The organism is Brevundimonas sp. TWP1-3 (assembly GCF_049896085.1).
In the GTDB taxonomy this organism is placed as follows: Bacteria; Pseudomonadota; Alphaproteobacteria; order Caulobacterales; family Caulobacteraceae; genus Brevundimonas.
The window spans coordinates 814,538-834,763 of record NZ_JAFCTP010000002.1 but is presented as its reverse complement, the minus strand read 5'-3'; the positions used below and the strand labels follow the sequence as shown (position 1 = coordinate 834,763).

Sequence of the window (20,226 nt, the reverse complement as noted above, 5' to 3'; positions counted from 1 at the left end):
GTTCATGTTGGCGAGCCTGCTTCCCGGAAAAGGTTGCATCGCCGGACCCCCGGTCTTATGCGCGCGTCAACTCCCCGATCCCTGCTGCTGAGTTTACCGAAAGAGCCGCCATGTCCGCCCCCGCCGACAAGCCCGTGAAGAAAGTCGTCCTCGCCTATTCCGGGGGCCTCGACACCTCGATCATCCTGAAGTGGCTTCAGACCGAATATAACGCCGAGGTCGTGACCTTCACCGCCGACCTGGGCCAGGGCGAGGAGCTGGGCCCCGCACGCGAGAAGGCGCTGAAGCTAGGCATCAAGCCCGAGAACATCTTCATCGACGACCTGCGCGAGGAGTTCGTGCGCGACTTCGTCTTCCCGATGTTCCGCGCCAATGCGCAATATGAGGGCGACTATCTGCTGGGCACCTCCATCGCGCGGCCGCTGATCTCCAAGCGCCAGATCGAGATCGCCCGTCAGGTCGGCGCCGACGCCGTCTGTCACGGCGCGACGGGCAAGGGCAACGACCAGGTCCGCTTCGAGCTGGGCTACTATGCGCTGGAACCCGACATCCGCGTCATCGCCCCCTGGCGCGAGTGGGAGTTCCGCAGTCGCGAGGCCCTGCTGGACTTCGCCGAGAAGAACCAGATCCCGATATCCAAGGACAAGCGCGGCGAGGCGCCGTTCAGCGTCGACGCCAACCTTCTGCACTCCTCTTCCGAGGGCAAGGTGCTGGAAGACCCGGCGGTCGAGGCCCCCGAGTTCGTCCACCAGCGCACCATCTCGCCCGAGGACGCGCCGGACGTGGCGACCGTCATCGAAATCGGTTTCGAGCAGGGCGACGCCGTCTCGATCAACGGCGAGGCCATGTCGCCCGCCACCATCCTGACCGCCCTGAACCAATACGGCCATGACAACGGCATCGGCCGTCTGGACCTGGTCGAGAACCGTTTCGTCGGCATGAAGTCGCGCGGCGTCTATGAGACCCCCGGCGGCACCATCCTGATCGCGGCCCACCGCGGAATCGAGAGCATCACCCTGGACGGCGGCGCCATGCACCTGAAGGATCAGCTGATGCCGAAATACGCCGAGCTGATCTACAACGGTTTCTGGTTCTCGCCCGAGCGCGAGATGCTGCAGGCCGCCATCGACCTCAGCCAGAAAAAGGTCTCCGGCACGGTCAAGGTCAAGCTCTACAAGGGCAATGTCTCGATCATCGGCCGCGAAAGCCCCAACAGCCTGTACGACCAGGACCTGGTCACCTTCGAGGAAGGCGTTCAGGCCTATGACCACCACGACGCCGAGGGCTTCATCAAGCTGAATGCGCTGCGCCTGCGCGTCCTGGCCAAGCGCGACGTGCGCAAGGCCTAGTTTGCGACGTCGGACCGGGCGATCCTGAGGATCGCCCGGTTCCGGTCGTCCGTGACCCAGATCGATCCGTCGGCGGCGACGGCTATGACCACCGGTGCGCCGCGGGGCTGCTGGCCTGCGAAAGTGTCCCAGCCCGGCGTCAGCACCTTGCCGCGTATGCTGGGCGCGCCTGCCGGATAGGTCCGCGATCCGCGCGGATAGATGGCGTAGCGTCCGCCGATGTCGGTCAGGGGGCGGCCCTGGGCGTCCGTTTCGGCCGCCACGATCCGGCCGCCCGCACGACGATAGCCGTGCCAGCTCATCAGCAGCCGGCCGCGCAGTTCGGGGAACATCGCCCCCTCGTAATAGATCAGGTCCAGCGGCGCGGCGTGCGGCGGCAGCAGGGCGGCGGGCCGCTCGCGCTGGCCGCACCGCGCCTGGGCCGCGCTCCAGCCGGGCAGGGGCGTCGCCAGGTACGCAATAGGGCCAGCCGTAATGTCCGCCCTGACGCAGCACATTGATTTCGTCATAGGGATGGTCGGGCGTGGTCAGGTCGACCGAGTTCTCGCCCTGCAGAATGGTCCCCGACGGGTGCCGCACCAAGGCGATGGAGTTGCGCAGGCCCGAGGCGAAGACCATGCTGTCCTGCGCCCACCGGCCTTTGCCCAGATAGGCGTGGCGCCGCACCTGGGCCGTCGCGGCGCTGTCGATGCAGGCGCCGGACGCATTGGCGCGCGCGCGGCCCCGTCCATCCACGCAGCGGTCGCTGGGGGCGCCGACATTGACCAGCAGGTCGCCGTTCCCGTCGAAGACGAAACTGGACAGAGGATGGCGATTGGCGTGCAGCCGGTTGTCCGGCAGGTCGCCGATCACCGTCCGCACCGTCGCCGCCGGATCGGCCGCGTCGGGATCCAGGGTCAGGATCCGGTTCATCTCCGACACATAGAGGCGCCCGTCCGGCCCGCGCGCCGCCGTGTGCGGCATGTTGAGCCCCTGGGCCAGCCGTCGCCAGCGCGGCGCGCCGTCCGGGCCGAACGACAGCCGCCAGATTGCGCCATTGCCCGGATACCAGTTGCCCAGGTCCGTCGCCAACCAGTCGCCGCCGGGCAGCGCCAACAGGCCGCGCGGCATTCGAGGCCCGTCCGCGCCCGACCCCTGCCACACCAGCCCCAGGCAATAGCCGGGCGCCATCCGCACCCCGGTCAACGGCCGGTCGCCGCAGTCCCCCTGTGTCGCATAGGCGCCCTGCGCCGCGCCGGCGCTGACGGGCGCGGCGACGAGAAGGGCGAGCAGGGCCAGCAGGCGGGCGATCCTCATGGCGGTAGAAGTCCCGACCGGCGACCGAAGATCAAGCCGAAGATCAAGCCGCCGGGCGTCAGATCAGGCCCTGCTCACGCGCAGCTGTCGTCAGCCCGTCGCGAAACTCGGGCGCGGCCAGGGCGATCAGGGCGCGGGCGCGCTCGCTGGACGACTTGCCCTTCAGATTGGTCCAGCCGTGTTCGGTGGCGACGATATGGGTGTCGTTGCGCGGCGTGGTGACCGGCCCGTCCAGCCGCCCCACGATGCGCGACGCCGTCCCCTTGGCCGCCGTAGAATGACAGGCGATGATCGACTTGCCGCCCTGCGACCCATAGGCCCCGCGCACGAAGTCCAGCTGGCCCCCGGCGGCCGTGAACTGTCGCCCGTTCAGGAACTCCGAACAGCAGGCGCCGGTCAGGTCGATCTGAAGCGTGGCGTTGACCGAGATCATCCTCGCATTGCGCGCGATCACGGCGGGGTCGTTCACATAGGAGACCGGATGGGCCTCCATGCCGCGATTGCCGTCCAGGAATTCATAGGTGTTGAGGTCGCCCATCGAGAAGGCGAAGACGCCCACGCCGGGATGCAGGGTCTTGCGGGCATGGTTGGCGACCCCGGCCTGCATCAGCTCGACCAGGCCGGGCGTCAGCATCTCGGTATGGACGCCCAGGTCGCGGTGGTCCTTCAGGGCGTCGCAGACGGCGTTGGGCAGGGCGCCGATCCCCATCTGCAGCGTCGCGCCGTCTTCGACCAGATCGGCGATGATCCGCCCGATGGCCAGGTCCGCCGGTTGAGGCTCGGCGCGCGGCACGACCAGCAGGGGGGCGGAATGTTCGACGATGCCGGCGACCTTCGACACATGGACGGTGCAGTCGCCGAACACGCGCGGCATGTGCGGATTGACCTCGACGATCACGGTCTTCGCCGTCTGCGACACCGGCTTGGAATAGTCGGTGTTGGTCCCGAACGAGAAGAAGCCGTCCTCATCCATCGGCGACACGGTGCAGACCAGCGTATCGACCCCGACCTCGTCGCACAGCAGGCGCGGCGACTGCTGGAAGCCGGTGGGGATGAACTGGACGGGATTGGGCCGGCCCTCCTCGTGCGCCCGCTGTTCCAGCCGCCGCTCGATGGCGCTGTGGAACAGGCTCCATGGCCGGATCCGGTCCATCAGTTCGTAGCGCAGCACCGTGTCGCCCGCGATGGCGGTTGAGAGCAGATAGTAGAGGTTCACGTCCTCGACCTCGCCTCGCTCCGCCCGCTCGGCCAGGGCCTTTAGCAAGGCCGGCGGCTGGGACACGCCCAGGCCCATGGCGACCTTGGCGCCCGAGCGGATCAGGGCGGCGGCCTGATCGGGGGTCTTCAGGCGTTCGGCGTATAGGGCGGCGTGGTCCATGGCTCATCTCTCGCGGCGTTCAGCCAGACTAGCCTGTCGCGGACGGCGCCGCGGGCCTAGACTTTGGTCGCGGCGATCGTCGTCTCGACCTCGATCGGCGACGGCTCGTCCTGCAGCGGCGCACGGCGGCGCTTCTGCCAGCGCGCCACGCCATAGGCGACCAGCCACAGGGCCATGGCCCAGGCCGCGCCGACGGCCCAGCCGGCGAAGACGTCGGTGGCCCAGTGGGCGCCCAGATAGATGCGGGTCAAGCCGACCAGCAGGGCCATCAGGATCCCTACCCCCAGCACGAAGACCTTGAACCGCTCGCGCGGGAAGGCGCGCGTCAGCATGACGGCGACGGTCAGATAGAAGACGGTGGACAGCAGGGCGTGACCCGACGGGAAGCTGGCGTTGATCGTCTCCACCGCCTGCATGGCGGCAGGCGGCCGGGCGCGTTCGAACACCGCCTTCAGCCCTTCCGAGAGCGCGACGCCCCCGGCGAGACCGACGACCAGCAGCAGCGACGACAGCCATTTCCTCTGGCTCAGCAGGAAGACGATCACGATCAGGGCGAACAGGCCCAGCACGGAGATGCCGCCCAGAGAGGTGAGGTCGGCCGCCGCCTCCTTCAGCCACCACGGTCCCCACGGCCGGCCGGGATCGTCGGCGTATGGCCGCATCAGCGCCAGGATATGATGGTCGAAGGCGATGCCGTCCGCTTCGGTCATGTCGTCTGCCAGTTCGACGAAGGTCAGCACGCCTCCTGCGACGACGAAGAGGGCGGCAAGCGCCGCGATCTCCGTGCGGGCGACCGTCAGGACGCGTATCAAAAAGGGACGGATATCGGCCAAGGCCAGGGATTGGGTCATGGACGGGCCAAACGGCCAAGCTCGTCCTATGTTCCGATCACGCGTTCGTGATCGCTTTTGTCGCGTGAACGTAAAGGGGCCGTGCTGGCTTGCGCACTGGCTTTTCCCCAGGCCTGCGCGACTTGTCCAAGCGATTCGCCTCTTAAGTCTCCGTCAAGCCCGTTGACGGGTCATTAGGCATATGCGCCCTATATGTGGGCTCGGGGAGCGCAGAGGCCACAAGATGATGTGGTTACGGCGCAGGTGGCTCTAGGCTGTTTATTGTTCAGGACGCAGATGACCATGGCTGGCGGCGAGGCATTGAAGACGACGGAATTCCAAGGTGTTGCGGGATCGCAGACGCCTGAACGCCCCCACCTGACGGTGGTGAAGTCGGTCCAGGTGGACCGGTCGCGCGACGACCTGCTGACCGATTTCGGCAAGAAGACCCTGGAAGATCGCTACCTGCTGGCCGGCGAGAGCTATCAGGACATGTTCGCCCGCGTCTCGACCGCCTTCTCGGACGACCCCGAACACGCCCAGCGTCTGTATGACTATATGAGCCGCCTGTGGTTCATGCCGGCGACCCCGGTCCTGTCGAACGGCGGCGCGGATCGCGGCCTGCCGATCTCCTGCTTCCTGAACGCCGTGGGCGACAGCCTTGAGGGCATCCAGAACGTCTGGAACGAGAATGTCTCGCTGGCCTCGAACGGCGGCGGCATCGGCACCTACTGGGGCGGGGTCCGCTCCATCGGCGAAAAGGTCAAGGGCGCGGGCAAGACCTCGGGCATCATCCCCTTCATCCGCGTGATGGACAGCCTGACCCTGGCGATTTCGCAAGGCTCCCTGCGTCGCGGCTCGGCCGCCGTCTATCTGGACATCCACCACCCCGAGATCGAGGAGTTCCTCGAAATCCGCAAACCGTCGGGCGACTTCAACCGCAAGTCCCTGAACCTGCACCACGGCATCAACATCACCGACGAGTTCATGGAGGCGGTGAAGGTCGGCGCGACCTTCGACCTGAAGTCGCCCAAGAACGGCGAGGTCATGAAGACCGTCGATGCCCGTTCGCTGTGGACCAAGCTGCTCGACATCCGGATGCAGACCGGCGAGCCCTATATGATCTTCTCCGACACGGTGAACCGCCAGATGGCGCCGCACCAGCGCGAGCTGGGCCTGAAGGTCAAACAGTCCAACCTGTGCGCCGAGATCATGCTGCACACCGGCCGTGACCACCTGGGCGTGGACCGGACCGCCGTCTGCTGCCTGTCATCGGTCAACGCCGAGACCTTCCTGGAATGGCGCGAGGAGCCCAAGTTCGTCGAGGACATCATGCGCTTCCTCGACAACGTGCTGGAGGACTTCATTCGCCGCGCCCCGCCCGCCATGGCCGCCGCCGTCTATTCGGCCAAGCGCGAGCGTTCGGTGGGCCTGGGTCTGATGGGCTTCCACTCCTTCCTGCAAGGCCAGGGCGTCGCCTTCGAAAGCGCCATGGCCAAGTCGTGGAACATGCGCCTGTTCAAGCATCTGCGTCGCGAGGCCGACAAGGCCAGCCGCCTGCTGGCCGAAGAAAAGGGCCCGTGCCTGGACGCCGAAGAACGCGGCGTGATGGAGCGGTTCAGCCACAAGCTGGCCATCGCCCCGACCGCCTCGATCTCGATCATCTGCGGCGGCACCTCGGCCGGCATCGAGCCGATCCCGGCCAACATCTATACGCACAAGACCCTGTCGGGCTCGTTCGCGGTCAAGAACCCCTATCTGGAGCGCCTGCTCGACCAGAAGGGCATCAACACCGAGGCCGTCTGGAGCTCGATCCTGGAACAGGAAGGGTCGGTCCAGCATCTCGACGAACTGGACGAGGACGAGAAGGGCATCTTCAAGACCGCCTTCGAACTGGACCAGCGCTGGGTGGTCGAACTGGCGGCCGACCGCGCGCCGGAAATCTGCCAGGCCCAGTCGCTGAACCTGTTCATCCCCGGCGACGTCAACAAATGGGACCTGCACATGCTGCACTGGTCCGCCTGGGAACGCGGCGTGAAGTCGCTCTACTATCTGCGCTCCAAGTCGGTGCAGCGGGCCGCCTTCGCCGGCGCCGAGGACAAGGCCGAGGCTGTGGTCGATCCCAACCAGCCCGACCTCTTCTCAATGCCCAAGACCGACTACGACGAGTGCCTGGCCTGCCAGTAAGGCTCCAGCACTGAAGACCCTGAAGGGCTCCGCGACAGCGGGGCCCTTTTTGCATTCGGGAACCCCCGCCGGTCGTCGTCGTTGAAAAGCGACAAAACCATGTCGAAATCCTGTTGGACTCCTGCGCCGGGTGGTTGCAGTGTGAGGTCAGCGGATCGGTGGGGAGACCAGATGCGTTTGAAGGCCTGCATGATTGGAGCGACCGGCGTACTGGCGACAGCCTGTGCAGACGCCGCCTGTGCGCAGACCTGGGCTCCCAACGCTTTCGACGCCGCGCCAGACATCGCCGTCACCGCCCGACTGAACGACCAGACCAGCTTCCGCGTCACGGCCGACGCCCGTTTCGGCCCCGAGATCGAAATCCCGACCGCCTTCCGTCCCGCCGACGCCTCGGGCCTGTCCGCCAGCACCCGCCGCGACGTCTGGATCGACCGCACCGACTTCACAGACCGCGTGACGCTGGAGACCGCCGGGCGGCTTCGTCGCGCCGACGGCTCGCCACTGCCGGTCACCCCCGTCGATCGGGCCGAGCTCGATCCCGACGCCTATGATTTGCGCTATGTGCGCGGGTTCCGCGGCGCGCGCGGACACACCGCCTCGGGTCTGGAAGTCAGTCTGACCCCCCACGCCGGCCTGGGCGTCGGCAGCGAGGGCCGTTCGGCGGAGGCGGGCGTCACGCTCAAGATCGGCGAGGGGCTGGACCGTCTGGCGCCCGACGGCCGCGAACGGTTCGGCGAACGGCCGCGCTGGTATCTGTACGCTGCGGGATCGGGGCGTGCGGTCGGCTACAACTTCGCCCGCACGCGCGACGGCGACTACGCCCGCTCCGGCTATACCCAGGACAAAGGCAGCTTCCTGGGCGACGCCTCGATCGGCGTGGCCTATCGTCGGGGCGACGTGCAGACCTCGGTCGGGGTGGTCTATCGCGAGATCGATGCGGGCAAGGGGCTGCGCGGCATGAACGGCCTGGACACTGATCTGGACGAGGGTCTGGTTGCCTTTCAGCTGACCCTACGTCCCAGCCGCTGATTCGTCAGCGAACCTCCGATACCGCCACGCCTTCACGACGCGGATCGGCCCCCGCATCCCACCGACCGTCGCGCCAGATCGCTCCATGCAGGCCTGAGGTCTCGGTGGCGTTGGGCCTCAACGTCATGCCCGCCGCGCCCAGGGCGTCGCGGATCTCCGGCGCGATCATGTCGGTGTCGGCACCGACCATATCGCCCCGCACCACCAGATTGGGCAGGGCGATGGCGTCCTGCATCGACAGGCCCCAATCCATCGTCCCGACTAACGCCTTGGCCACATAGGCCAGGATGCTGGACCCGCCCGGCGAACCGATGGCCCCCACCAGCCGGCCCTGTCGATCCAGGATCAGCACCGGCGTCATCGACGACCGCGGCCGCTTGCCCGCCGCCACGGCGTTGGCCGCCGGGTGGTCGTCCTCGCGCGGCGTGAACGAGAAGTCGGTCAGCTGATTGTTCAGGAAGAAGCCGCCGACCATCCGCCCATTGCCGAAGATGCTCTCCACCGTCGTGGTCATGCTGACGGCGTTGCCCCAGGCGTCGACCACGACCATGTGAGAGGTGCCGCCCGGCTCGGCCGTCTGGTCCGCACCGCGCGGCGGCGACCCCGTCGGCGCCCCCGCCTCCACCGGCCCGTCGACCTGGGGCGCAAGGGCGGCGCGCGCGGCGACATAGTCGGGATCCAGCAGGCCCGCGATGGGCACGCCGACGAAGTCATTATCGCCCACATAGCGGTCGCGGTCGGCGTACATCAGCCGCTGCAACCGACCGAACGCCACCCAGGCCTCGGGGCTCGCGGCGCCCTTGTCCAGATCAGGCGTCTCCTCGGCCATGGCCAGGAACTGCAGCAGGGCCACGCCGCTGGACGGCGGCGGCGGCACGCAGATGACATAGGCCTGATACGGCCGGCACAGGGCGTCACGACGCAGCGGCCGATAGCTTGCGATGTCCGCCTCGCTCAGGGCTCCGGGGCGCGGCCCCTGACGCACGGTCGCGGCGATCTCGCCCCCGATCGCCCCGCCATAGATGACGCCCGGCCCCTGCTGCGCCAGACGCGCGACCGTGTCGGCATAGGCCGGGTTCTTCAGCGTATCGCCCGCCTGATACCGCGTGCCGTCCGGCTTGGTGAAATAGGCGGTCGCCCAGCGGGTCCGCGCCTGGGGAAAACGTCCGTTGATCATGCCGGCCAGCCGCGGGCTGACGGTGAACCCTTCGCGCGCCAGCCGTTCGGCGTCCCCGAACAGCTCGCCCCACGCCAGCTTGCCGTGATCCTTCTGCGCCATGGCCAGCATGGCCACCGCCCCCGGCGCGCCCGTGGACCGCCCCGACAGCACCGCGTCGATGAAGGGCAGGGGTTTGCCGTCTTCATAGAACAACTCGGGCGTCGCGGACGCCGGCGCCGTCTCGCGCCCGTCATAGGCGGTGACGGTTCCGGTCTCGGCGTCATAGCTCATCAGGAAGGCGCCGCCGCCCAGTCCCGACGACTGCGGCTCCACCAGCCCCAGCACAGCCTGGATCGCCACCGCCGCATCCACCGCCGACCCGCCGCGCCGCAAGACAGTCATCCCCGCCTCGACCGCCAACGGATTGGCCGCCGTCACGAACGGCCCCCGAGCCTGGGGTGACGCCGGGGATGAAGCCGGCGCGCCCGCCACCATCTGCGGTATCGCCGCCGCATCCATCCCTGCCGCCGTCTGACACCCCGCCAAGACGGCGGGCACGAGCAGGGCGGCGATCTGACGACGAAAAGAGCGCATGGAATATCCGGGGAGGCGAGAACGTCCCAAAGGCCTAATCCGTCCCGCGCGCCGCGCCAACCGCTCTATCTGCGCAAAACTGCATTCCCCCGCTTGCGTCCGCCCGATCCGCGAGCTAAAGACCCGCCCTCGCCGCAAGGCAGCCGCACCCGTAGCTCAGCTGGATAGAGCACCAGACTACGAATCTGGGGGTCGGGCGTTCGAATCGCTCCGGGTGCGCCACTTTTCCATTATAAAACTCAACAAGATGCCGTCGGCTCTATGGATGGGCCAAGGTTTGGTCGGCTGCAACGCGTCGATCGACAGCGACTTCAGTCGTGAATCGAAACGGAAATTCCCGCCACGATAGTCTGAGGCTCAGCCGGGTTGTTAGGCCTCTACCGGTCTTGGCTTCTTTCTATGAGGTCGACGTCGAAAGGGATCAGGGACGATCTGGCGCCTGGGCCGTCAAGCCAAGCCGGCAAGGGCCGCCTTCAGGACCAGGGCCGACGCCGCCAAACCATCCATCTCGTGTGGGGCCAGATCGGGCGTCAGGACGCGCTCGACGCCGCCGGCGCCCAGGATGCAGGGCAGACTCAGGCACAGATTCGATTGCCCATACTCGCCCGTCAACAAGGTGGAGACCGGAAGCACGGCGTGCTCGTCTCGATGGATGGCCTCGCAGATGCGCACGATGGCCGTGGCGACGCCGAAGGACGTGTAGCCCTTGCCCTCGACGATGGCGTAGCCGGCGTCCCTGACCTCACGCCCGATGGCGTCGAGATCAGGCCGGTCTCGCCCTTGGCGGAACGGGTCGAGCGTCTGGCCGCCGATCCGGACGGTCGAGAAGGCGGCGACCTCGCTGTCGCCATGCTCACCCAGGACATAGCCCTCGATCGACGTGGGGGCGACGCCGAGCGCCCGGGAAAGGGCCTGCTTCAGGCGGCTGGTGTCCAGCAGGGTTCCCGTGCCGATGACCCGCGAGGCGGGCAGGCCGGATCGGCGCAGGGCCACGAGGGTCATCAGATCGACAGGGTTGGCCGCGACCACCAGAACGCCGGAGAAGCCGGCCCCGATCAGCCTGTCCACGCAATCGGTGACGATCGCCGCACTGGCTGCCGCCACCGAGAGCCGGTCTTGCGAGCCGTGGGTCGCGCCGCCGGCGGTGATGACGGCGATGCTCGCACGGGCCGCGTCCGCATAATCCCCCGCCCAGACCCGAGCGGGACGAGCCAGGGCGTTGGCGTCGGCGATGTCGGCGGCTTCGGCTTGGGCCAAGGCGCGGTTGCTGTCGATCAGCACGATCTCGGGGACGAGAGCACGCAGCATGAGCGCATAGGCCGCTGTGGCGCCGACGTGGCCTGCCCCGATGATCGCAATACGGTCCTGATCAGTCATACGACGGCTCCGAACAGGCGGCCGATTCCGGCGGTGATCGCCATGGCCAGGACGCCCCAGAGGGTGACGCGAACGATGGGCGTCAGCATCTTCGCCCCGCCCACCTTCGCGCCGACCCCGCCAAGGATCGCGAGACTGATAACGGCGGCCCCCGTCACCGCGACGACCGTCATCGAAACCGGGGCGACGACCGCCATTAGTAAAGGTACGGCGGCCCCGACCGAGAAGGCCGCCGCCGAGGCCAGGGCTGCCTGGATCGGGCGGGCGGTTGTGTGAGCCGAAATGCCCAGCTCGTCGCGGGCGTGAGCGCCGAGGGCGTCCTTCGCCGTCAACTGGACCGCAACCTCGCCCGCTAGGTCCGGGCTCAGTCCACGCGCCACATAGAAGCCCGCCAGTTCCCGCAGTTCGGCCTCGGGCGCCGCCGCCAGTTCGCCGCGTTCCCGATCAAGGTCGGCCTTCTCGGCATCCGCCTGGGAGCTGACGGAGACGTATTCGCCGGCCGCCATCGACATGGCGCCGGCGACCAGACCCGCGACGCCGGCGACGAGGACGCCGCTCCGGCCCGCCTCGGCCGCCGCGACGCCGACGATCAGGCTCGCGGTCGAGACGATCCCGTCGTTGGCGCCCAGCACGGCGGCGCGCAGCCAGCCCACCCGGCCGATCAGATGACGCTCAGTGTGAAGACGTCCCATCATCGGCTCGGGTCCTTAGGCGCGGATTTCAGCGGCGTGGGCGGGGTAGGGCGCCGACAGCGTCCGGTCGATCGTCTCACCATTCAACGAACTGGCGAAGCCATGATTGACGTCACGGTGATGGGCTTCGTCGGCGCGAACCAGCAGGACGACATCCCTCAGCGTCGCATCGGGCGCCATTTTCCAATAATGTTTGGCGATGGCCGGGGCCGGGACGTTGGGCGAGCGGCCCTCGTCGATCTCCTTGAGATAGAGGGTGTAGCTGATGACGGCTTCCTCCTCGAAATAGCCGACGACGCGGTGCGCGGTGCGGGCCGAGACGAGATAGAGCAGGAAGAAGCCGACGTAGAAGATCGCTTGCGCGAGCTGGATCACCAGCCGCTCGAAATAGGTCGGCTTGGCCACCTCGATGAAGGTCATCAGGTGCATGCGCTCGTTTTCGGCCTCTTCCATCAGGGTGCGGATCCAGCCGTCGTCGTCCTTCATGCGGCGCAGGCAGGTCAGGTGCTGGATCGTCGCGCCGACCATGCCGGGCACGGCCGCGACCGTTTCCAGCACGATGGCGCGGTGGCCGTAGCGTTTGGCGAAGAAGGTGTCGGCGGAAAAGCGCAGCAGCTTTGTGAACCCCAGCGCGAACCGGTCCGAGAAGCCGTGCGGCGTGTGGTGGATGACGGGTTGCGCCTTGTGTTCCTCAACCAGGGCTTGATGGTCGGGGGAGAGGATTTTGTTGACCACGAGATGGGTTCTTTCAGATTACGGGGGAGGATTGAGGGTCGCAGGTGATCGACACGCGCAAGCCGGGCTTGGCGTCCGCCATCTCGATGACGGCGCCGAGCTGACTGGCCAGGGCCTTCACGATCCCGGTGCCCAGACCGGGTTTGGCAGCGCCGCCGCCGGAAGGCAGGCCCATGCCGTCATCGCAGATCGTGAGGGTCCAGCCTTCGCCATGCGCCCGGTAATCGACGATGATCTGCCCTTCGCGGTCGTCGGGGAAGGCGTGCTTGAGGGCGTTGATCACCAGTTCGGTCACGATCAGGCCGAGACTGACGGCCTTGCCCGACGAGGCGATGCTGTCGTCCACGGTGACCGTCAGCGAAAGCTGGTCGTGATCGCGGATCATGGAATCGCCGATGCTGCGACACATGTCTGTGAAATAGCCGCGCAGTTCGACGTCGCCGAGCGTGGACCCCGTGAGCTGACGCTGGACCGCAGCGACCGACATGATCCGTTGGTGCGCGTCGCGCAGATGATGGCGGCTCTCGTCGGAGCCCACCTTGCTCACGCTCTGCATCAGGACGCTGGCGATGATCTGAAGACTGTTGGCGATCCGATGCTGCATCTCCTGGACGAGGACCGCCTTGTCGCGGATCAGGGCGTCCTTTTCGCGGTCGCTTGCCCGCGCTTCGGTGACGTCCTGGATCGAGAGCAGCAGGCGGATGCCTTGCGCGACCCCGTTGTCGAGCCGTTGGGCATTGAGCACGAGATGTCTGACCCCTCGCCTGGACTGGAGATCCATCTCGTAGGCCTTGATCGTGGCCTGGCCGTAGGCGGTGGCTTTCAGCAACGACCAAAGCTGGGGCGTATTCCATTCGCCGTCGCCGAGATCGGCCAGTCGCGCGCCCGGAATGTCTTCGAGACCGACATCGAAGCCTTCGAGAAAGGACTGGCTGGCCGCGATGACCGTCAGATCTTCGTTCAGTAAAAGAACGGGCGCAACAGAGGCGGCGATCAGGGACAGGGCAAGGTTCATGGCAATGTCCGAAGGCGGTGCGAGGGCTGTCATCGGCATCGTGGGCCTCTCCAGAAAGGCCGACGAGAAAAGCCCGGCGGGCCCGATCTCGTCGCGGTATCCAGACCCTAGAGCTGTCGGGATGCGCAGGCGTTGATCCAGATCACCGACTGGCGATGCTCGATGCTGTTGGATGCGCGCGTCATCCAAAGGAGCCTGCCATGACGCACACCGCCCTGAAGACCCTGAGCCACGACCTGCACGCCTTCGCCGACGAAGCCTCCGAACACTTGAAGGACGCGGCGAAGAAGACCGGTACGGAAGCGACAGACGCCGTCGCGCGATCGACCAAGGCCATCTCACGGGCGGCCGATCGTCTGCGAGACGAAGCAGAGACCTCAGCCGCAAATGCCCGCGAACATCTGTCCGCCACGGTTCGGGATCACCCCGTCGCCACCAACCTCGGTTCCAGCTTCGTCCTCAGCCTGGTCGTCGCCTTGGCGGTGACGTTTGGACTGACGCGCCTTTCGCAGTCCTGAGATCAGAACAGACGGGCCTCGGCGCTGACCGCGCCGGGGCCTGGCATGCGGGATCAGACCTCGCCGAGCGCGTACTGGCGCAATCTGTCGGGGCGCTCGACGACGAGGTGGCTTGGCGACGGCGTCGAGATCAGCCCTTGCAACTTCATTCGGGTCAGGACCCGGCTGACCGTCTCGATGGTCAGGCCCAGGTAGTCGGCGATCTCCGCACGCTTCATGGGCAGTCGGACATGACCGGGTGCGCTGGGTCGCGCGGGGTCGTGGCCGGGAAGATCAAGCAGGAATGACGCCATCCGCTCGATCGCGGTCTTTCGCCCCAACAAAAGCATCTGGTTCTGAGCCGCCGCCAATTCGTGCATCGTCCGATGGAGAAGCATGTGTTCGAGCGGCGGTGACTGCTCAACGAGGGCGCGAAACGGACCTTTGCGGAACCGGCAGACGGTCGAGGGCTCCATCGCTTCGGCCGAGAACACATAGTCGTCGCCGACGGCCAGGCCCAGAAAGTCCCCTGCGAAAAGGAAGCCGGTGATCTGGCGGCGACCATCCGGGAGGAGTTTGTAGACCCTCAGCGAACCCGAAGAGATGCTGAACAAATGGGGAGCCGGGTCGCCCTCCCGGGTCAGGACGGCGCCGGTCTTCAGGGTGATGACTTCGGCCAAGTCGCTAAGGCGCTGGAGATCTGGCGCGTCCACAGCCCCGCAGACGGTCAGGGCGCGCGCGCCGCAACTGTTGCAGTCGTTGCTCTTTGGTCGATCGATACATCCGGGAGGCGGATGTGATCGCGGCGCAAGATGAAGATTTGTGGCGACGAACATGACCCAGCATGCGCCCGTCCTGCCCGATTACCGAGTCTGTTTATTGATCTGGATCAAATGCGCGCAAGAGGCCTCATGGGCTGAAATCTTTATATCGCTTGAAGTTTACGGACTCGCCGATGATTGGATACTTTTCAGGTAGGCGATCAGATCGGCGTTTTCGCGCGAGGACATGACGAACTCGGGCATCGCCGGGTGGGCGGTGTCGATACCCTCGGCGAAGGCCTCGGCCAGGTCTTCGATCGGATACAGGACGCCTAACGCTCTGAGCCGGGGGGCCGCCTCAAGGGGACTGTCGCCGGTCCGGCCGACAGAGTGACAACCGGCGCATTTGGCTTGTGCGTAGGCGGCGCCCCGCTCCGTGGCCAAGGTGTCTCCGGAAAGCCTGATCTGGTGGACTTCGGCGCGCCTGGCCGGAGCCTCGACACCAAGGCTCTCACATCCACCCAGAGCCACAAGGGCGGCGAACACGACGATGCGTTTCATGGGCGGGCTCCTGGTGGGCGCCAACCCTCCCATTTCCGCGCGATGGGATCGTTGATCCTGATCAAGGCGCCCGACAGGGCGCGGTGATTAGATCGCGGTGAACGGGATACGTCGCCATGCGCTTCGCCAGTCTGCTGGTCTATACGGATGAAGGCACAGAGGCCCGCACGCGGACCGCCCTAGCCGGCGAAATCGCCGGGCTTTTCAAGTCACATCTGATCGGCATCGCCGCCAGCATGCCCGATGTCCCTCAGGTCGATCCCTATGCGGCTGGAGCCATGCTGGGCGAAACGCAGGGCCTGTTCCGGGACATGGCCGAGACGGACGTCGGCCGGGCTCGGACGCTTTTCTGGGGTGTGGTCGGAGAGACCGCCGATCATGCCGAATGGCGCGGTGACGTCGGCTGCCCATCCGATCTCGTGGTTCAGGCCCTGAGAGCCGCCGATCTCGTGATCCTGGGGCGGCGCGATCCTGCGCGGTCCCCGGCGCGGTCGCCCGACCCGGCGGACGTCCTGATGGCCGCCGGCCGCCCGGTGCTGATCGCGCCGCCTGCGATCGCCATCGGCCCCTTGGGAACGCCCGCCGTGATCGCCTGGAAAGACTGTCGCGAAGCCCAGCGGGCTGTCGCGGCGGCCTTGCCGCTTCTGGGCGCCTCGTCGATCGTCCACGTCATCGAGGTCTGCACGGCCGAACAGGCTGAAGACGCCCGTGACCGCGTTTCTGATGTTGCGATCTTCCTGGGTCGCCACGGCATCGTCGCCAGCGCCCAGACCGTGCAGGGCGACGGCGGCCCGAGGTCAGACCAGATCGTCGCGTTCGCCGAGGACCATGGGGCCGGGTTGATCGTCGCCGGCGGCTACGGCCACGCCCGATTGCGCGAATGGGTGATGGGCGGCGTGACCCACGGTCTGCTGGAACGGTCGCCCGTCTGCCTGTTGCTGAGCCATTGATCCGGCGCGCCTTCTTTCCGGCGAAGGCTCAGCTTGCCTATGCGCGCGATCGACTGGACCAAGACTAGCCCATGAACGACACACGTATTCGCAGCGTCGGCCATCGCGCCAAGATCATGTCAGCCGAGGATGCGGCCCTGCTGATCGCGCCGAACGCCACGGTCGGTCTCAGCGGCTTCACGGCCTCGGGCTATCCGACGGCGGTGCCCCTGGCGCTCGCTGCCCGGATCGAGGCCGAGCATGCGGCGGGTCGGCCGTTCAAGTTGCGCATCTGGACCGGCGCCTCGACCGGGCCGGAGCTGGACGGCGCCCTGGCCAAGGCGGACGGCATCGAGTTCCGGCTGCCCTACAACTCCGACCCCACCTGCCGCGACAAGATCAATCGCGGCCAGATGGAGTATTTCGACATGCACCTGAGTCAGGTGGCGCCCGCCGCCTGGCAAGGCATTCTGGGCCCGCTCGACACGGCGATCATCCAGGTCACCGGCATTCGCGAGGACGGGGCGCTGATTCCCGCGTCGTCGGTCGGCAACAACAAGACCTGGCTGGACCGCGCCGGCCAGGTGATCCTGGAGGTCAATCGCTGGCAGAATCCCGAACTGCTGGGCATGCACGACATCTATTACGGCGCCGCCCTGCCGCCGAACCGTGTGCCCATCCCCCTGATCCATCCCGGCGACCGTATCGGCGAGCCCTGCTTCCGCTGCGACCCCGACAAGATCGTCGCCATCGTCGAGGCCGACCGGCCCGACCGCAACGCCGGCTTCACCGCCCCAGGCGCTGACGACCTGGCCATCGCCGGCCACCTGCTGGAATTTCTCGAACATGAGGTCAGGAAAGGTCGCCTGCCGCCGTCGCTGCTGCCGTTGCAGTCCGGCGTGGGCAATACCGCCAACGCGGTGCTGACGGGCCTGATCGCGTCGCCGTTCGACAATCTGACCGCCTATACCGAGGTGATCCAGGACGGGATGATGGCGCTGATGGACAGCGGCAAGCTGCGCCTCGCCTCGTCCACGGCGCTCAGCCTCAGTCCCGACCTCAACGAGAGCGTCAACCGGCGCATGGGCGAGTACCGTGACCGGATCATCCTGCGGTCCCAGGAGATCAGCAATCACCCGGAGATCATCCGCCGCCTTGGCGTCATCGCCATGAACGGCATGATCGAGGCCGACATCTACGGCAACGTCAACTCGACGCACGTCATGGGTTCACGCATCCAGAACGGCATCGGCGGCTCGGGCGATTTCGCCCGCAACGCCTATATCTCGATCTTCATGAGCGCCTCGACAGCCAAGGGTGGCGCGATCTCGACCATCGTGCCCTGCGCCTCGCATGTCGACCACATCAATCAGGACGTCCAGGTCATCGTCACCGAACAGGGCCTCGCTGATCTGCGCGGCCTGTCGCCCAAGCAGCGCGCCAAGGTCGTCATCGAGACCTGCGCGCATCCGGTCTATCGGCCGATGCTGGCCGACTATCACCAGCGGGCCCTCACAGGCTCCTATGGGCTTCAGACCCCCATGTTGCTGGATGAAGCCCTGTCCTGGCATACGCGGTATGTGGCCACAGGGTCGATGGCGGTTTCAGGATGACGGCGCCTTCGCCGGTCCACGCGCGCATCGACGAGATCGCATCCGAAATCGTCCGCCTGCAGGGGGAACTGGATCGGGAGATTTTCAAACGCCGAGACGCGCTCGGCTGGCGGCTACATGAGGGGCTTGTTGAGTTCGAACATGGGCTCGTAGCGGAGCATCGTCGGCTGAAACTGAGCGCCGCCGCCTTTATGGCCGGCGCGCCGCCCGCGACTGTCCTGACAGCCCCGGTGATCTATTCCCTCATCCTGCCGCTGGCGCTGATCGACTTGTGGGCGTCGGCCTATCAGGCGATCTGTTTTCGGGCCTACCGCCTGCCTCGGGTACGAAGGAGCGAGTATCTCGTTTTCGACCGTGAAGCGCTCGCCTATCTCAACTGGATCGAGCGCCTGAACTGCTGGTTCTGCGAATACGCCAACGGCGTCGCCCCCTACGTTCGCGAAATCGCCAGCCGGACCGAGCAGTACTGGTGCCCGATCAAACACGCCCTGAAGATCACAAACCCCCACAAACGCTACCAGGCCTTTGTCGATTACGGCGATGCGGACGGGTATCGCGCGCGTCTTGATCGTCTCAGAGAGGCCTTGCGCACTGAGCCTGCTGTAACCTGATCCTGGTCTCAGGGCGCTCGATCGGCAGGGCTGTCCACGCGTCGACCTAAGCCATCGCCGTTTAGTAACGCCCGTCATCGCCAGCAATCGATCAGCCTGGAATGTTACAGCGGAAAAGATATACTGAATTGAAATAAAAGAGTTTTAACCAGACTAAGGATCTGGGGGTCGGGCGTTCGAATCGCTCCGGGTGCGCAATTTTCCAGACATCGTGGAAAACGCTGCGGAACACCTTCCGCGAGGGTGTCTTCCATGGAACCGCCTTGAAGCGGCTTCGTCTTGAGTGCACCAAGCGCAGCCTTTGCCGTCCACATGGATGGCGGGATCGAGGAGGGGCGGTCACACGGATATCAGCGGCTCACAGATCGAAAGCCCAAACTGAAGACCTCGTAGATTGCGTCTACCGCGAGCCGGGCAAGATGCTTGAGAAATACGACATCGAAGACCAGCGCCTCGGCGGCGGCGAATACCCGATTCAGGACGGACTCGGGTGGACGAACGGGGTGACCCGCGCTCTTCTCGAACGTCAGCGCGGGCAATAGACCGGCAGGCTGATTCGATCGTCAGTTGCAGAAATGGAACTGGCGAGGCTGCGCCCCGGCTTCTACAATCGTTCTGCATGTATGTCGGGAGGCGAGTTTGCGGGGTGAGGTTCTGACGTTCGACGAGGCGACCGGATTGGGGTTCATCCTCGGCGACGACGGTGCGCGGTATTCGTTCACGAAGGAGGACGTTCAGCCGCCCTCGGTTCTGGAACGCAGCCAGAGGGTCGATTTCATCGCCGAGAAAGACTGGCGCGCCCAGCAGATCATCGCCATGCGACCGCCGCTGATCACGAGTGGGACGCCCGACGGCGGCCGAGGCGGCGGCGTGTTCGACCTGGGGCGCGTGATCCAGCGGACGTTCGCCGCGATCAAGCAGAATGCGGCCATATTCTTCGGCGCGGCCGCGATCTTGGTCGGCTTGCCCAGCATCCTCGCGGCTGTGGGCCAGAGTGCGATGCTGAGCGAAGACTTTGGTCCGGGCGTAATAATGATGATGGTCGGCGCGGTGCTGAACTTCGTCGGACTTTATCTTCTGCAAGGCATGGTGGTGAAGGCGGCCGTGAACGGCTTCAACGGCAAGAATACCGCCTTCGGTGACGCCTTCAGTATCGGGATCCAGAACTTCCTGCCATTGCTTGGGTTGGCCATAATCGCCTCCATCGGCATGATGCTGGGCTTCGTTCTACTGCTCGTGCCGGGCATGATCCTGGCGGTCATGTGGTCCGTCGGCTCACCGGCCGTCGTGGTCGAGAAACGCGGCGTCTTCGCCAGCCTGCAGCGCAGCCGTGAACTGACCAAAGGCTATCGCTGGTCGGTGTTCGGCCTGCTGGTGATCTATGTGATCCTGTCGTGGATCATCGGGGCGGCGATCGGCGGTCTGAGCCTGGCGACCGGCGGAACCTTCACGGGCGGCACGCCGAACTTGATGGTCAACCTCATCACCGAACCCGTGGTCAGTATCCTGTCCGGCGTCGTCGCCTCGGCTGGCGTGGCGTCGCTTTATTACGAACTCCGCTCCGTCAAGGAAGGCGTCGGGTCGGAGGAACTGGCCTCGATCTTCGACTGATC

Annotated in this window: 19 protein-coding genes, 1 tRNA gene and 1 pseudogene; 10 read left to right on the top strand and 11 right to left on the bottom strand. The window is 66.2% G+C overall.

Features of this window, described 5'->3' with window-relative positions; translation table 11 throughout:
- The first annotated feature begins 110 nt into the window (after positions 1-110).
- Positions 111-1,349 carry an argininosuccinate synthase gene (locus tag ACP693_RS15975; RefSeq protein WP_426020666.1) on the top strand — a complete coding sequence of 413 codons (1,239 nt, stop codon included), beginning with the start codon at positions 111-113 and terminating at the stop codon, positions 1,347-1,349.
- Here the strand turns inward: ACP693_RS15975 and ACP693_RS15970 are convergent.
- The 4 genes and pseudogenes from ACP693_RS15970 to ACP693_RS15955 all read right to left on the bottom strand — a co-directional run bounded on the left by ACP693_RS15970 (position 1,346) and on the right by ACP693_RS15955 (position 4,874).
- Positions 1,346-1,858 carry a hypothetical protein gene (locus ACP693_RS15970; RefSeq protein ID WP_426020665.1) on the bottom strand — a complete coding sequence of 171 codons (513 nt, stop codon included), beginning with the start codon at positions 1,856-1,858 and terminating at the stop codon, positions 1,346-1,348. The two genes, ACP693_RS15975 and ACP693_RS15970, sit on opposite strands and share 4 nt — an antisense overlap.
- A pseudogene (locus tag ACP693_RS15965) lies at positions 1,854-2,261 on the bottom strand (PQQ-dependent sugar dehydrogenase); the annotation flags it as partial. The pseudogene ACP693_RS15965 and the gene ACP693_RS15970, both read right to left, overlap by 5 nt.
- Before the next feature lie 442 nt (positions 2,262-2,703).
- Complete coding sequence (locus ACP693_RS15960) at positions 2,704-4,023, bottom strand: acetyl-CoA hydrolase/transferase family protein (protein WP_426020664.1); 1,320 nt, start codon at positions 4,021-4,023, stop codon at positions 2,704-2,706.
- 56 nt (positions 4,024-4,079) lie between these two features.
- A complete protein-coding gene (locus ACP693_RS15955) occupies positions 4,080-4,874 on the bottom strand; it encodes a phosphatase PAP2 family protein (RefSeq protein ID WP_426020663.1) in 795 nt (264 codons plus the stop codon).
- Between the two features lie 276 nt (positions 4,875-5,150).
- Between ACP693_RS15955 and ACP693_RS15950 the strand changes: the two genes are divergently transcribed.
- Positions 5,151-7,040: a ribonucleoside-diphosphate reductase subunit alpha gene (locus ACP693_RS15950; RefSeq protein ID WP_426020662.1), complete on the top strand. Its 1,890-nt coding sequence runs from the start codon at positions 5,151-5,153 to the stop codon at positions 7,038-7,040.
- A gap of 171 nt (positions 7,041-7,211) precedes the next feature.
- Positions 7,212-8,069, top strand: a complete 858-nt coding sequence (locus ACP693_RS15945) for a lipid A-modifier LpxR family protein (RefSeq protein ID WP_426020661.1) — start codon at positions 7,212-7,214, stop codon at positions 8,067-8,069.
- A gap of 4 nt (positions 8,070-8,073) precedes the next feature.
- On the opposite strand, the gene ACP693_RS15940 is transcribed toward ACP693_RS15945, so the two are convergent.
- Positions 8,074-9,822 (bottom strand): gamma-glutamyltransferase family protein, encoded by a 1,749-nt coding sequence (locus tag ACP693_RS15940; RefSeq protein WP_426020660.1) that lies wholly within the window; start codon positions 9,820-9,822, stop codon positions 8,074-8,076.
- Positions 9,823-9,967: 145 nt separating this feature from the next.
- On the opposite strand from ACP693_RS15940, the gene ACP693_RS15935 reads away from it, so the two are divergent.
- A tRNA-Arg gene (locus ACP693_RS15935) sits at positions 9,968-10,044 on the top strand.
- 225 nt (positions 10,045-10,269) lie between these two features.
- Here ACP693_RS15935 and ACP693_RS15930 read toward each other — a convergent pair.
- From ACP693_RS15930 to ACP693_RS15915, 4 genes are read right to left on the bottom strand one after another with little or no spacing between them, the layout of a single operon-like run.
- Positions 10,270-11,199 (bottom strand): L-lactate dehydrogenase, encoded by a 930-nt coding sequence (locus ACP693_RS15930; protein ID WP_426020659.1) that lies wholly within the window; start codon positions 11,197-11,199, stop codon positions 10,270-10,272.
- Positions 11,196-11,891 (bottom strand): VIT1/CCC1 transporter family protein, encoded by a 696-nt coding sequence (locus ACP693_RS15925; protein WP_426020745.1) that lies wholly within the window; start codon positions 11,889-11,891, stop codon positions 11,196-11,198. The genes ACP693_RS15930 and ACP693_RS15925 overlap by 4 nt, the downstream gene beginning before the upstream one ends.
- Positions 11,892-11,906: 15 nt before the next feature.
- Positions 11,907-12,626: an alternative oxidase gene (locus ACP693_RS15920; protein ID WP_426020658.1), complete on the bottom strand. Its 720-nt coding sequence runs from the start codon at positions 12,624-12,626 to the stop codon at positions 11,907-11,909.
- A gap of 13 nt (positions 12,627-12,639) precedes the next feature.
- Positions 12,640-13,830, bottom strand: a complete 1,191-nt coding sequence (locus ACP693_RS15915) for a sensor histidine kinase (protein ID WP_426020656.1) — start codon at positions 13,828-13,830, stop codon at positions 12,640-12,642.
- Between the two features lie 11 nt (positions 13,831-13,841).
- On the opposite strand from ACP693_RS15915, the gene ACP693_RS15910 reads away from it, so the two are divergent.
- Positions 13,842-14,159: a hypothetical protein gene (locus ACP693_RS15910; protein WP_426020655.1), complete on the top strand. Its 318-nt coding sequence runs from the start codon at positions 13,842-13,844 to the stop codon at positions 14,157-14,159.
- 53 nt (positions 14,160-14,212) lie between these two features.
- Here ACP693_RS15910 and ACP693_RS15905 read toward each other — a convergent pair whose 3' ends face one another.
- Positions 14,213-14,818, bottom strand: coding sequence for a helix-turn-helix domain-containing protein (locus tag ACP693_RS15905; protein ID WP_426020654.1), 606 nt, complete (start codon positions 14,816-14,818; stop codon positions 14,213-14,215).
- Between the two features lie 261 nt (positions 14,819-15,079).
- Entirely contained in the window at positions 15,080-15,460 is a 381-nt protein-coding gene (locus tag ACP693_RS15900) for a c-type cytochrome (RefSeq protein ID WP_426020653.1), read from the bottom strand.
- A 116-nt stretch (positions 15,461-15,576) separates the two neighbouring features.
- Between ACP693_RS15900 and ACP693_RS15895 the strand changes: the two genes are divergently transcribed.
- The 5 genes from ACP693_RS15895 (at position 15,577) to ACP693_RS15875 (ending at position 20,224) form a co-directional block, all read left to right on the top strand.
- A complete protein-coding gene (locus ACP693_RS15895; protein ID WP_426020651.1) occupies positions 15,577-16,410 on the top strand; it encodes a universal stress protein in 834 nt (277 codons plus the stop codon).
- A 71-nt stretch (positions 16,411-16,481) separates the two neighbouring features.
- Positions 16,482-18,002: an acetyl-CoA hydrolase/transferase family protein gene (locus tag ACP693_RS15890; protein WP_426020650.1), complete on the top strand. Its 1,521-nt coding sequence runs from the start codon at positions 16,482-16,484 to the stop codon at positions 18,000-18,002.
- Positions 17,999-18,613, top strand: a complete 615-nt coding sequence (locus tag ACP693_RS15885; protein ID WP_426020649.1) for a hypothetical protein — start codon at positions 17,999-18,001, stop codon at positions 18,611-18,613. The genes ACP693_RS15890 and ACP693_RS15885 overlap by 4 nt, the downstream gene beginning before the upstream one ends.
- Before the next feature lie 263 nt (positions 18,614-18,876).
- Entirely contained in the window at positions 18,877-19,155 is a 279-nt protein-coding gene (locus ACP693_RS15880) for a trehalase family glycosidase (protein WP_426020648.1), read from the top strand.
- 97 nt (positions 19,156-19,252) lie between these two features.
- On the top strand, positions 19,253-20,224 hold the full coding sequence (locus ACP693_RS15875) for a hypothetical protein (RefSeq protein WP_426020647.1): 972 nt from the start codon (positions 19,253-19,255) through the stop codon (positions 20,222-20,224).
- The last annotated feature ends 2 nt before the right edge of the window (positions 20,225-20,226 follow it).